Origin of the sequence: Pseudomonas sp. IPO3749 (genome assembly GCF_013386605.1) — a bacterium.
GTDB classification, from domain to species: Bacteria; Pseudomonadota; Gammaproteobacteria; order Pseudomonadales; family Pseudomonadaceae; genus Aquipseudomonas; species Aquipseudomonas azotoformans_A.
The window spans coordinates 1-12,921 of the sequence record NZ_JACARN010000054.1 but is presented as its reverse complement, the minus strand read 5'-3'; the positions used below and the strand labels follow the sequence as shown (position 1 = coordinate 12,921).

Annotated in this window: 10 protein-coding genes and 1 pseudogene; 7 read left to right on the top strand and 4 right to left on the bottom strand. The window is 61.9% G+C overall.

The window, feature by feature from the left end; all coding sequences use genetic code 11:
• Nucleotides 1–293 precede the first annotated feature (293 nt).
• Nucleotides 294–602, bottom strand: coding sequence for a DUF6124 family protein (locus tag HX812_RS21240; protein WP_038849084.1), 309 nt, complete (start codon nt 600–602; stop codon nt 294–296).
• Between the two features lie 684 nt (nt 603–1,286).
• Between HX812_RS21240 and HX812_RS21235 the strand changes: the two genes are divergently transcribed.
• The 3 genes from HX812_RS21235 to HX812_RS21225 all read left to right on the top strand — a co-directional run bounded on the left by HX812_RS21235 (nt 1,287) and on the right by HX812_RS21225 (nt 3,518).
• Nucleotides 1,287–2,216, top strand: a complete 930-nt coding sequence (locus HX812_RS21235) for an ATP-binding cassette domain-containing protein (RefSeq protein ID WP_038849082.1) — start codon at nt 1,287–1,289, stop codon at nt 2,214–2,216.
• Nucleotides 2,217–2,279: 63 nt separating this feature from the next.
• Entirely contained in the window at nt 2,280–2,837 is a 558-nt protein-coding gene (locus HX812_RS21230) for a helix-turn-helix transcriptional regulator (RefSeq protein WP_038849081.1), read from the top strand.
• Between the two features lie 105 nt (nt 2,838–2,942).
• Nucleotides 2,943–3,518 (top strand): HD domain-containing protein, encoded by a 576-nt coding sequence (locus HX812_RS21225; protein ID WP_038849079.1) that lies wholly within the window; start codon nt 2,943–2,945, stop codon nt 3,516–3,518.
• 9 nt (nt 3,519–3,527) lie between these two features.
• Here the strand turns inward: HX812_RS21225 and HX812_RS21220 are convergent.
• From HX812_RS21220 to HX812_RS21210, 3 genes and pseudogenes are all read right to left on the bottom strand, one after another.
• Nucleotides 3,528–5,049 (bottom strand): annotated as a pseudogene (locus HX812_RS21220) (ArnT family glycosyltransferase).
• On the bottom strand, nt 5,049–6,704 hold the full coding sequence (gene arnT / locus HX812_RS21215) for a lipid IV(A) 4-amino-4-deoxy-L-arabinosyltransferase (protein ID WP_038849076.1): 1,656 nt from the start codon (nt 6,702–6,704) through the stop codon (nt 5,049–5,051). Before arnT ends, HX812_RS21220 begins: the two are co-directional and overlap by 1 nt.
• A 177-nt stretch (nt 6,705–6,881) precedes the next feature.
• Entirely contained in the window at nt 6,882–7,556 is a 675-nt protein-coding gene (locus HX812_RS21210; protein ID WP_038849073.1) for a histidine phosphatase family protein, read from the bottom strand.
• Between the two features lie 275 nt (nt 7,557–7,831).
• Here HX812_RS21210 and HX812_RS21205 point away from each other — a divergent pair, with 275 nt between their 5' ends.
• From HX812_RS21205 to HX812_RS21190, 4 genes are all read left to right on the top strand, one after another.
• Nucleotides 7,832–8,500, top strand: a complete 669-nt coding sequence (locus HX812_RS21205) for an ABC transporter ATP-binding protein (protein ID WP_038849069.1) — start codon at nt 7,832–7,834, stop codon at nt 8,498–8,500.
• Nucleotide 8,501: 1 nt separating this feature from the next.
• Entirely contained in the window at nt 8,502–10,964 is a 2,463-nt protein-coding gene (locus HX812_RS21200) for an ABC transporter permease (protein ID WP_038849068.1), read from the top strand.
• Nucleotides 10,954–12,015 (top strand): lipocalin-like domain-containing protein, encoded by a 1,062-nt coding sequence (locus tag HX812_RS21195; RefSeq protein WP_038849065.1) that lies wholly within the window; start codon nt 10,954–10,956, stop codon nt 12,013–12,015. The genes HX812_RS21200 and HX812_RS21195 overlap by 11 nt, the downstream gene beginning before the upstream one ends.
• Before the next feature lie 137 nt (nt 12,016–12,152).
• Nucleotides 12,153–12,921 (top strand): hypothetical protein (locus HX812_RS21190; RefSeq protein ID WP_178949126.1); only part of this gene is annotated, 769 nt, incomplete at its 3' end.

The following is a 12,921-nucleotide window of genomic DNA, read 5'->3' as shown; positions in this document are numbered from 1 at the left end:
GGCCCAAAAGTAACCAAAAGGTCTTCGCCCCAACACTCGGCACCTCGCTTAGGCTCGGTGTGCCCGTAATCCGACAGTGATTTGGGGGGCCGCCGCCACGCGCCATCCATGGCGCGGGGCGGCTAAACCGGCATCCCTGCCGGTTTACCCCCCAAATCCCTGTCGAATTCCGGCCAGCGTGTTTGACGGGGCGCCTGAGCTCAAAATCAAGAGCGACTCGCTTCGCATCGTGGATGCGCTTTTTGGTTTCTGTAGATACCGGCTTGCCGGCGAAAAACGTGAGGACGCCGTGTTCAGGCAGTGGTAGGCGAAGGTTTCAGGCACGCGATGGAGCGATCCACCGTCGTCTTGGCCATTTCCAGTAAATGCCACACCGCCAGGATCTTAGCCCGCTCTGGGCTGGGCAGCAGCTCGCCGCAATCCAATGCAGTCGCTGAAGCGCTGTCGAGCAAACTGGCGGTGTAGAGCAGGGCGTCTTCGAAGCTGAGGTCTTCGTTGATGACGTGGAAACCCTGTGAAGGCAGGTAATGGTCGATGGCGCGGTTGAACGCGGCGCGGTCTTTTGCGGGGTCACAGGGTGGGTCGGGTAGGGCTTTGTTCATGGTGCAACTCCTATTGAGCAAAGGAGCTACCGCCGACGCTGCTAAACGCGGGTGGCAGCTGTACGCGGGTTAGCAGACCGGTCAATAGGAAAACCAGCGCACCCGAAGGTGCCCCGCGCACAGCCACCATAAACGCAGATGTGAACCGTGTGCCCATTGAAGTCAGGCTGCTAAACCCGATCACTGAAGTTCAGCGACGGAGCGAAGACTAGCCACCGATCCCGGCAGGCACAAGGCGGCGAGGATTGTCTAGGAAACGTCCTGCAATTAAAAGCGACACGCCTTGCTGGCCCTTTACAAACCATGACCAAATGCCATCTACCGCACTCTGCGTTTAATAAATTCAAGATGCTTACGCGATATCCTGTGGCGAGCGGGCTTGTCGAATCGTCGCACCGCCCGCGTTGGGCTGCGCAGCAGACCCAAAACCAGGCAGCGCGGTCAGATATGTAAACGATGTCCCCGGTTTGTACCTTCGCTGAGCATTGCCGGATGCCACGCTGAATGCATTCATCAAACTGCCGACAATCGCCTTATAACTCAAAAAAATTCGGCTATGCGATTCAGCTATTGGATTGTTCATGAGGTAATGCATTTAATTCGGGACCTAACTCATTGTTGTTCGGAATAAATCAGCGCCGTTAAGCGTTGTAATGAGTCACCGTTCCGCCTTAGAGATCAGCCATGAGCAACCCCGTTGCCCCCGCGCCCCTGATTCGCTTGCTTGGTCTATGCAAAACCTATGGTGCCCAACGGGCGCTGGATCAGGTCAGTCTGGATATTTATCCAGGTGAGGGCGTGGCGTTGCTCGGCGCCACGGGGGCGGGCAAATCGACCCTGGTAAAGATCCTCAGCGGCAGCCTGGCGCCGGACGCTGGTGAGCTGTGGGTCGATGGCCAGCGCCAACGTTTCACCTCGCCGTTGTCGGCGCGGCGGGTTGGCATCGTGGCGGTGCACCAACGCCCCGACGATGGGATCGCCCCCGGCCTGAGTGTGGCCGAGAACTTGTTGCTCGATGAGCTGGGCCAACCCGACGCCGACTTCTTGCTCAATCGCAAAAACCTTCTGCAACGTGCCGGAGCCATCGCCGCCGGACTGGGCCTGGAGCTGCCGCTGCAACACCCGGTCGAACGCCTCGGCCAGGCGGACCGCCAATTACTGGTGCTGGCCCGCGCCTTTGCCCAGCAACCCCGATTCCTGATCCTCGACGAACCCACTGCCGCCCTGACGGAAACCGACGCCGAACGCCTGCTTGGCTTGATCGACTGCCAGCGCGCACGGGGTGTGGCGATCCTCTACATTTCCCAGCGCCTGTCCGACCTGCAACGGGTCACCAACCGCGCGATTGTGTTGCAGGAAGGACGGCTGACCAGTGACCTCAATACCCGGCACTTGCCAAATGCCGCGTATACCCTGTTCGGTGATGTGGACGAGCGGCCGGCAGTGATACCGGGCAAGACCTTGCCGGTGCCGTTTCTGGAGCGATTTACCCGCGTTGGGTTCATCCGCAATCGGGCAGAGGGACGGGCGGTGCAGGAGCAGGTCGCAGGGTTGCGAGTGGGCACGGACGAGGCCGGTGTGCCACGCAAAAGCGGGATCAATCCCGAGAGTTGATTTGCAGGCGTGGGTGAACATCCATCAAACTGACCCGCCCCGTCGCCTCTCGAGAATCTCGACATGTCTGACACATTGTTACCGCTGGCCTTGCCTGGCGTTGCGCTGAGGCGCTGGCGCCTGTTGCACCGCGTCAAGCAATCCCATGCCGCGCAGGTGTTCGGTGTGACCCAATCGACCATTTCCCGCTGGGAAAGCGGCGTGCAGGCCATGGACCCGGTGGCGCACAAACAGCTTGAGCAACTGCTGGCCGCTCGCCTCGACGCCGCCGCCGATCACGTCCTGGCCCGGCTGGTCAGCGAGAGCCCGCGGCCCATGCACCTTGTCTGCGACCTGACCCACCGTCTGCTGGCGTGCTCCCCGAGCCGAGCCGCCGAGTTCACGCACCCGATCAGTGAGTTGATGGGCTGCTCTCTTTGGCGTTTCGCCACCCCCGAGATCATGCGCAAGGAGCTGGCACTCAACGCATCCGGATGGCGCGAAACCCTGGCACCGCCTGCCGTAGAGTTTTCGACGGGCGCCAATGACTCGCTGCTCGTACCCATCACGCAAGGTGTTTGCCGCTGGACCCGTATCCCCCTCTCGGACGGAACGGCCGCGCGCCTGGTCGAGACACTCTGACACGGGCGCACGCATATCTTATGCGTGGACGCCGGATAGCCCTGGACCTAGTCTGGCCGCCTGTGCAGTCGCGCAGCCTGTCAGTCGACCGAGCCAGAGAACACCATGGACACCGAAGAGATCAAAGCGCGCCTTGCCTTCATTCGCGAGGCGGAAAAACTCAAGGACGTACTCCGCAGCGCCCACACCACCTCAGGGCGCACCGAAAGCACCGCGGAACATAGCTGGCGCCTGTGCCTGATGGCGATGGTTTTCGAGGATCAATTCCGCCATCTAGACAGGCTCAAACTGCTCCAGATGTGCGTCATCCATGACCTGGGAGAGGCCATCCATGGCGACATCCCGGCCATCCACAAAGCGTCATTTCCCGACAAGAGCGAGCAAGAAAGAAAAGACCTTCTACACCTGACCCGCGCACTCGACGGACCATTGCAAACGCAGATAATGGCGCTCTGGGAGGACTATGAAACCGCACAGTCTGCCGAGGCCAAGGCCGTCAAGGCGCTGGACAAACTGGAGACTCTTCTCCAGCACAATCAGGGCAAGAACCCGCCCGATTTCGACTATGGATTCAACCTGACCTACGGCAAAGGCTACACGGATGCCGATCCTTTGTTTGAGAGGCTTCGCGGGCTTATTGATGAGGGGACGCGGGAGAAGATCGACCTGTTGAACCGGTGAAACCTCTGTCTATCGACGCTCTGGCACAAACGCCACGCTCCCATCCTCACGCTTGTGAAACCACCGCTCGCCATTATCCGGCTGGGTGCCAATCACCCGATGATCCTTGCCCAGGTAAGCCAGTGGCGCGGGATCGTCCTTGGCGTACTGCGCGACAATGATCGTGCGTTGCGGATCGAAGGCCATGCCGCTGGTTTTTTCCAGCCAGGCCAGGAATGCCGCGCTGTCGCCCTGGCGGGGAAAGTCCTGGGTTTCGGCCACGTAGTAGAACGGCTTGCCGCCGTTTTGCAGGTACATCGGCACTTTGTTGTCCGCTTCCACCAGCACGAGTTGCCATTGCTCCCACGGCGCGATTTGGGTCGCTTCGGTTCGCACGTCTTCGGCAAAGCGGGTCACGCCGCCGTTGCTGTTGCTCCAGGGGTAGGCCACGCCGAGTATCAACAGCATCAGCGCGGCGGCGATAGCGAAGCCCTTGAACCAGCGTGACTGGCTGGCTGGCCGTGGCCCGCAGGCGTTCGCTGACCCACCAGGCGCCGAGCAGTTGGGCGAAGGGCACCAATGGCAGTACGTAGTAGCTGCGTCGGCTGCCGCTGGCGGTGAAGAACACGAACAACAGGCCCAGGCCCCACACCAGCCACCGCACGTTCGGCGGCGTGTGGCGCCAGTGCCGCAGCGCCAGCCACAGGCCGAGCAGCCAGCACGGCACCCAGGGCAGGGTGTAGGCGGGCAGGTAGATCAGGTAGGTGTAGATCGGGCCCATATGGTCGAACGGGTCGAAAAAGCGCACCACGTTTTCGCGGAACACCAACGCCAGGCCGCTGCTGCCATAGCTAGGGGCACCGTAGACATGGGACAGCACGAAGGGCACGGCATACACCGCCGCAGCGATCAGCAAGGCACACACCAGGCGCAGGTTGAGGTGGCGCTTGTAGCGATGTTCCGCCAGCAGGTGTGGCAGCAGCACCAGGCCGGGCAGCACAAAACCGATCAGCCCTTTGAACAGCGATGTCACGGCCAGCAGCAGGAAGAACACTGTGTAGCGACCCAGCCGTGTGTCCTCCGGCCCGCGCCAGTACCACCACACCGCCGCCAGCACACCACACACCGTCAGCACGTCGGCCGTGGCCACGCGCGCCCAGAACAGGAAGTAGAAGGTGGTGGCGAGCATCCAACCGGCAATCAGCCCGGTGCCCTTGCGCAGCAGTTGTTCGCCGATCAGGTAGACCAGCCACACGCTCAGCCAGGCGCCGATCACGGACGGCAAGCGCAGTGACCAGGGACCGAGGCCACCCAGCAAGTGGGCACTGGCGGTGACCAGCCAGTAGGAGGGCAGGGGTTTGTCGTAATAGGGCGCGCCCTTGAGGTAGGGATCGAAATAGTCACCGCTCTGCAGCATCTGCAAGGCGATGTTCGCCCAACGGGTTTCCGGGCCCCACAGGTCGCGTGCGCCCAGGCCGGTCAGCAGCAGCACGGCGGTGACGCCCAGCAACAGCAGCAGGGCGCCGCGTTCGTTCTTCCAGAAAGCCGCCATCACGGCGATTTCGAGTAGATGATCAGTTCGAGGGAGCCCTTGTAGTAGCGTTTGCCTCCGGGCGGCAGTTGCCCGGCTTCGCGCATTTCACTGGTGCTGTTGACGCGCATCAGTACGCCCACCGAGCCGAGTTGGCGCTGTTCCTTGAGCCAGGCCTGCACCTCTTCCAATTCCACTTTGCGGTGCACCGAACCTGCGTACTGCAAGCCATAACGCAACTCGCCCTCGGTGTCGTACAGCGCCACTTCCGGGCGTTTCAGGCGCCAGGCCAAGGCACTGGCATTCCCCAGTTCGTTGCTCAGCAGGGCTTGGGTCTGTTGCAGTTCTTCCAGGTGTTCGAGCACAAACTGGTCGGGCATTTCGTTGTCCGCGATCCACTCCGGCATGCTCGCCGGCAGCAGGATCACCAGCAGGCCGATGCCCAGCGCCGGCATCGCCCACAGCGTCAGCGGGCGGAAAGCTTGCAGCAGGTTGGTGAGGATCCACCCCAGCAACACGATAAACGCCAGGGACAGGCTGAACATCTCCGCATGGCTGTTGCTGTACAAGGGCCGGGCGATTTGCAGGTAGATCAGCACGACCATGGCCGCCATGCCGATCACGAAGTTGAGCAGGCCATTGAGGCAGATCGTGCGGGCTTTATGCCGGTTGATCAGGTCGACCAGCGTATGCCCCATCAACAAGGCCAGGGGCAGCAGGCACGGCATGATGTAGGTCGGCAGCTTGCCGTTGCTCAGGCTGAAGAAACCCAGCGGCAACAGCAGCCAGAGGGCCAGGAAGGCGATGGTCGGTTGGCGCTTTTCCTGCCAGGTCTTGCGCAGGGTGCTCGGCAGCAACCCTGCCCAAGGCAGGCACGCTACCGCGATGATCGGCAGGAAGAACCACCACGGCCGCACGTGTTGCGCGTTGTCGGCGCTGAAGCGGCGGATGTGTTCATTCCAGAAAAAGAAGCGCCAGAAGTCCGGTTCCTGCAGATGGATCGCCAGCGCCCAAGGCAGGCACACCAACAAGCACACCAGCATGGCCAGCGGGCCATAGCGCAGCAGTTCGCCCAGGCGGCGTTGCCAGAGCATGTAAGGCACGGCGATCAACACCGGCAACGCCAGGGCCAGGAACCCCTTGGTCAGGAAACCCAGGGCGCAGGCCAGGCCCACGACGGTCCACGCCCAAAGACGGCCGCGTACTGTGTGGCTGTCGAGGGCAAACCACAGGGCCACCAGGCTCAGGTTGACCCACAGGGTGAATTGCGGATCCAGGTTGGAGTAGCCCGCTTGCCCGGCCACCAGGCCGAAGCTCAGGTAGAGCAGGGCGCAGGCGAAGCTTTTGCGCGGGTCATTCCACAGGCGGCGGGCCATCAGGTAGGCCAACAGCATGCTCAAGCCGGACGTAAGCGCCGAGGCGATGCGCACACCGAACAGGTTCTGGCCGAACACCGCTTGGCCCAAGGCGATCAACCAATAGCCGCCAGCGGGTTTTTCAAAATAGCGGATGCCCATGAAATGCGGCGCTACCCAGTTGCCGCTCTGGAGCATTTCCTGGCTGATCTGGGCGTAGCGGGTTTCGTCCGGGATCCACAAGCCGTGCAGACCCAGGGGCAACAGGTAAAACGCGATAAAGGCCAGTAATAAAAGTGGCAGAGGTTTTAATCGAGTCATGCAAACGTCACTCCCTGACGTTTAGTTGTGGGGATTTCAAGTAATGAGGTAATAGAAGAAAAAGTCACAGCATTCACTGAATTACGGAAAATAGTCATGATGTCCTTAGTTAAAAGGCGCAACTAAACATGCCAGAGCAGGGCTGTCTTTTTGCTGAACAAATGGACAGGAAAGTGTTTAAAGTTGTTTTAACGCGGCCGGCCAGTCCGGGCCATTGACGATGCCCAGCGTCTTGAATTTACCGTTGGGCAATACCTGCACGAACAAGGCGCTGCCGTATTTGGGGAAGGCGGCATGGGGAAAGCCCAGGGTGCTTTCGAAGTCGGCAATGCAGCCGCTGTGAGTGACGAAGACCAGGTTGCGTCCGGGGGTTTTGTGGCTGAGTAATTCTTCGCCCATGGCTGCGCCGCAGACGGCTTGCTGGCCGGAGGTCAGTTCGTTTTTACCAAACATGAAGCGCAAGGTCTGAGCGGTGCGGATGGCCGGGCTGGCCAGCACGTCGCTGCCGTCCATGCCCAGTGTTTTAAAGGCTTTGCCCAGTGTTTCGGCGTTCTGGCTGCCGTTGATCGTCAGGCCCTCCACGGGGCCCAGGCAAGGGTTGGTCGAGCGGTCGCAACGCTCTTCGTGGCGCACCAGCACGATCAGGTCACCGTCGCGCCAGAGGGGCAGCACGTGAGACGTCAGCAGGCGGTTGCCGACGCCGAGGTCCTTGGGCGACGCGTGCCAGAGCAGGCTGGCAGCCAGCAGCAAACCGACCACGAACAGCCCCAGCCACAGTCGTCGCAGGCGCTTGATAAAGGCCCATCGCGAGCGCGGTTTGGTCAGGGTAAGGTCAACCACTTCATTCACCATGGGCAGTGTTGGCAATGTTTTATTAATTAGGCGCAACGTGTTGGCGTATGCCCACAGTGAAGCCAGAGGCTGTCACAGGGAGGCTGTCTTTTCGCTGAACATGTTGCGGTTAAAAAGTTGTCAGGCATGGCAACTAACAAGTTGCCGACGAATGACCCATGGCCGGTAATCTAGAGTGCGTGGGGTGGTTAGCCGGTGAAATCCATGTGAAAAATTTGCATGGCCTGGATCGCCAGCCGTTATTCTCGATTGCCACCCCTCAAACGAGTGTTCTCATGCTGCAAGTGCAAGGTGTGTTCAAAAGCTATGCCACCCCCCAAGGGCCGTTGGCGGTGTTGGCCGGAGTGGACCTGCACCTGGCCGAGCGCAGCAGCCTGGCGTTGATGGGCGAGTCGGGCAGCGGCAAGAGCACTTTGCTGCATCTGGTGGCCGGCCTGGACCGGGTGGACGGTGGCAGCATCCAGGTCGGCGAGCAGCGCCTCGACCAACTCAGCGAAGCGCAACTGGCCCATTGGCGGCGCACGGAGATCGGGCTGGTGTTCCAGCAGTTCAACCTGATCGGCAGCCTGCGGGTCGAGGACAACCTGGCGTTCCAGGCGCGGTTGGCCGGGCGGTTTGATCCGCAGTGGCAGGCACAGCTGGTGGCGCGCCTGGGCCTGGGTGGTCTGCTCAAGCGTTATCCGGAACAGCTTTCCGGCGGCCAGCAGCAACGGGTCGCGGTGGGGCGCGCGTTGGCGTCAAGGCCGCGCCTGTTATTGGCCGATGAACCCACCGGCAACCTCGACGAAGCCACCAGCGACGAGGTGTTGCAACTGCTGCTGGACCTGTTGCGCGACAGTCCCACCAGCTTGTTGATGGTCACCCATAGCCCACGCATTGCCGCACGCCTGGACCGGCAGGTGGTGTTGCATCGCGGCCATGTCGTGCCCGCGAGCGCTGTCTGAAATGGCAGTTTTTTATTGGACCTTGCGCGCGCTGCTCAGCCATTGGCGGCGCCATCCGGTGCAGTTTTTCAGTGTGCTCACCGGTTTGTGGCTGGCCACCGCGCTGCTGATCGGCGTACAGGCCCTCAACAGCCAGGCACGCGACAGCTATGCCCGCGCCAGCCAGTTGATCGGCGGCGAACCCCAGGCCAGCCTCGGCGCGGCGGACGGCGCCAGTTTCCCCCAAGCAGTCTTCGCCCAGTTGCGTAGGGCCGGTTGGGCGGTGTCGCCGGTGGTTCAAGGGCGGGTGCAGCTCAAGGAGCGCGAGGAGGTGCGCCTGCAATTGATGGGCATCGACCCGGTGTCGTTGCCCGGCAGTGGCGCGGTGGCAGGGCAGCGTTTGAGCCAGGCACAAATGCTGGCGTTTTTCGAACCGCCGGGGCGTACGTGGATTGCACCGCAGACCTTGGAGGCCTTGGGGCTGCATGAAGGTCAACAGCCCATCACCCTGAGCGGACACGCCCTGCCGCCGCTGCAAACCCAGGCCGATATGGCCCCCGGAGTGTTGCTCACCGATATCGGCTTTGCCCAGCCTGTGCTGGAGATGCCTGAGCGCCTGTCGCGGCTGTTGGTGGACAAGACTTTCGCCGCTGGCCAGCCCATGCCGCCCGCCGGGCTGCAACTCAAGCAAGGCGAGGACAATAACCTCGCGCGTCTCACCGCAAGCTTTCACCTGAACCTCGATGCATTGGGCTTTCTATCCTTTGTGGTCGGGCTGTTTATCGTGCACGCCGCCATTGGGCTAGCCCTGGAGCAACGGCGCGGGCTGTTGCGCACCTTGCGTGCCTGCGGCGTCAGTGTGCGTCTGTTGATCGTCAGCCTGGGCGTCGAACTCGGTGTGCTTTCGTTGCTGGGTGGCCTGCTGGGCGTGGCCAGCGGCTACCTGTTGGCCAGCCTGTTGCTGCCGGATGTCGCCGCCAGCCTGCGTGGTTTGTATGGCGCCGAGGTGCCGGGGCAGTTGAGCCTGAGCCCTTGGTGGTGGGGTGCCGGGTTGGGCTTGAGTTTGCTCGGCGCGTTGCTGGCCGGTGCCAGCAGCCTGTGGCGGGCGGCGCGCTTGCCCTTGTTGGCGCTGGCCAATGCGCAGGCCTGGCATGAGGCCCATGGGCGTTGGTTGCAGCGGCAAGGGTGGGTGGCCGCTGCTGCGTTGGTGATCGCCGTGCTGGCGCTGGGGTTCGGTCATAGCCTGGCTGCTGGCTTCGTGCTGATGGCTGCGTTACTGCTCGGTGCGGCCCTGGGTTTGCCGGTGGTGCTCAATGCTTTGCTCAAGGCCGTTCTGGGACGCAGCCGTTCGGTGCTGGGCCAGTGGTTTCTGGCTGATTGCCGTCAGCAATTGCCGGCGTTGAGCCTGGCCCTGATGGCGCTGCTGTTGGCTCTGGCCGCGAATATCGGGGCAGGCTCCATGACGTCGGGGTTTCGTCATACGTTCAACAACTGGCTAGAGCAGCGTTTGACTGCCGAGCTGTACCTCAACCCACAAAACCCGGCCCAGGCCGACCAACTGAGCCGATGGTTGGCGCAACAACCGCGAGTGCAGGCGGTGTTGCCCACCTGGCAAGTCGCGGTGCAATTGCAGGGCTGGCCGGCGGATCTGTTTGGCGTGGTCGACGACCCCACTTATCGCCAGCATTGGCCGCTGTTGGAGGCGTCGAGCGAGCCGTGGGACCAGTTGCAGCAAGGCGACACGCTGATGCTCAGCGAGCAACTGGCACGCAGGCTCGCGGTGAAGTTGGGTGATACCCTGAGCATCCCGACGCCTCAGGGCACCTGGACGCCGAAAATAGTGGGCATCTACGCCGATTACGGCAACCCTAAAGGCCATGTGCTGGTCAATTCCAAGCACCTGCTGACCCATTGGCCGACGCTGTCACCGGCGCGTTTCAACCTGCGGGTGTCACCGGCAGACGTGGCACCGCTGACGCGTGAGGTGCAACGCGCCTTTGCCTTGGAAGACAGCCGTATCGTCGATCAACAGCAACTCAAAGGCTGGTCGAGCCAGGTATTCGAACGCACCTTCGCCGCCACTGCTGCCCTGAACAGCCTGACGCTGGGCGTGGCCGGTGTGGCGCTGTTCATCAGCCTGTTGACCCAGAGCCAGAGTCGCCTGGGCCAACTCGCACCGCTGTGGGCATTGGGCGTCACGCGTCGGCAATTGATGCTGCTCAACCTTGGCCAGAACTGGCTGCTGGCGGTACTCACGTTGGTCTTGGCCTTGCCGCTCGGCTTGCTGTTGGCCTGGTGCCTGGACGCGGTTATCAATGTGCAGGCCTTTGGTTGGCGCCTGCCGCTGCAGGTGTTCCCGTGGCAACTCGCGCAGTTGCTTGGGTTGGCGATGCTCGCGACCTTGCTGGCCTCGGCATGGCCGTTGTGGCAGTTGTATCGCAGTCGTCCGGCGGATTTGTTGAGGACGTTTGCCAATGAAGATTAAGTGGCTGTTGTGGATGTGCTGCTTGTTGGTCGCTTGTGACAAAGTCCCTGAGCCGCAGGAAAGCTTCGCCGGCCTGGGCAGTGACGCGGCGGACTTTGCCCAAGTGGTGCCCGGCAAAGTGTTCAGTTTTCCCGAGGACCATGGCCCCCATCCGGGCTTTCGTATCGAGTGGTGGTACGTCACCGCCAACCTCAAGGACGCGCAGGGCAATGTCTTCGGCGTGCAGTGGACGTTGTTCCGCAATGCGCTCAAGGCCGGGCCGACCGAGGCGGGCTGGCGCGATTCGACGATCTGGCTTGGCCACGCCGCCGTGACGTCCGCCACTCACCACTATGCCGCCGAACGCTTTGCGCGCGGCGGCGTGGGCCAGGCCGGGGCCCAGGCGCAGCCGTTCAATGCCTGGATCGACGATTGGAATTTCGTCACCCGTCCCGGCGCCGCAAGCAGCCTGGCCGACATGCAACTCAAGGCAAGTGGTGCGCAATTCGCCTATGACCTACAGCTGACCTCCAGTCGCCCATTGGTGTTGCAGGGTGACGAGGGCTACAGCCGCAAGTCCGACCAGGGCCAGGCGTCGTACTACTACAGCCAGCCGTTTTTCAGTGCCAGTGGCAGCGTTACTGTCAATGGCAAGGTGTATCAAGTCACCGGCCCGGCCTGGCTCGACCGCGAGTGGAGCAGCCAGCCGCTGAGCGCCAGCCAGACCGGCTGGGACTGGTTCTCCCTGCACCTGGACCGTGGCGAGCAGTTGATGCTGTTTCGGGTGCGGCAAGCCGACGGCGCGGGTTATCTCACGGGGACCTGGATCGACGCGCAAGGCCAGACGCAGACGCTGCACAACGCGGATATCCAACTGGTGCCGTTGGAAACCACCACGATTGACGGTCGCAAGATTCCCACTCGCTGGTCGCTGAAAATCCCCGGCAAACAGCTGGATATCACCACCCAAGCCGTCAACCCGAACGCCTGGATGAACCTGAGTATTCCGTACTGGGAAGGGCCGGTGCGGTTTGACGGTGGGGTGGGTTACCTGGAAATGACCGGGTATTAGCGCGGTTTCTGTAGGCTTTATTTCACCGCTGCGTAGGCAGCTTCCCAAATGTAAAGCGACCCCCCTGGGCTTGTGTCCGGGGCGCAGGCGCTTGCTTATATTTCGACGCCATCTCAATTGCATCCTGGATGTGGGGCATGGCGCAGAGCTTTATCAACGACCGCGCAACGGACTACCCAAGCCTCAAATCCCGATTGATGGGTGGCGGGTTGAGTCGTTCGCGCTCGGATCATTTTGACGTGCTGAATCGGCACCTGCGGCCCGGCTTGGTGGCACCGGGGCAACTGGTGATTATTCCCGACAGCCACAGCCTGAATTGCTCGGTCGAGGAAGCGTGGTTGATGCGCCATGCCGAGGAAGTCCGTCGTCACCTGGCACTGAATGCGGCGACGGGTACGGCACTGCTCGGCAACTATGACTTGCTGCAGAGTTTCATGGCGAACGGCTCGATTGGCGTCGGCAGTGCGACTTCGGCCTGGGCGCGGCACCTGAATGAAGTGGCGCAAACGTTGGAGGAAATCGAGCGGTTGCATCAGCGGTTGAAAGACGGCGGGTTGGACAGGGCGGCGTTTATCCAGCAGCGCCAGGCGGTGTTTCGTCGCTTGGAGGTGCAGATGCAAGGGGCTGCACGGATGGGGACGGGATTGCAGGGTAATGCGTCGTTGAAGAAGGTGTTGGGGATTTCGACGAGGAGCTATCTGCATAAGGGGGAGATTGCGGGGTATGCGCAAAGGATTCGTGAGATGGCGCAGATGTCGAAGTGGTTGGGCAACGGGACGTATGTAGGGTTGGCGTTGGATGTGGGGGTAGCAGGGTTGGAGATCAAGGAGGCGTGTGTGACGGGGAGGGAGGCGCAGTGTAGACGGGCGAAGTATGTGGAGACGGGGAGGTTGGTGGGGTCAGTAG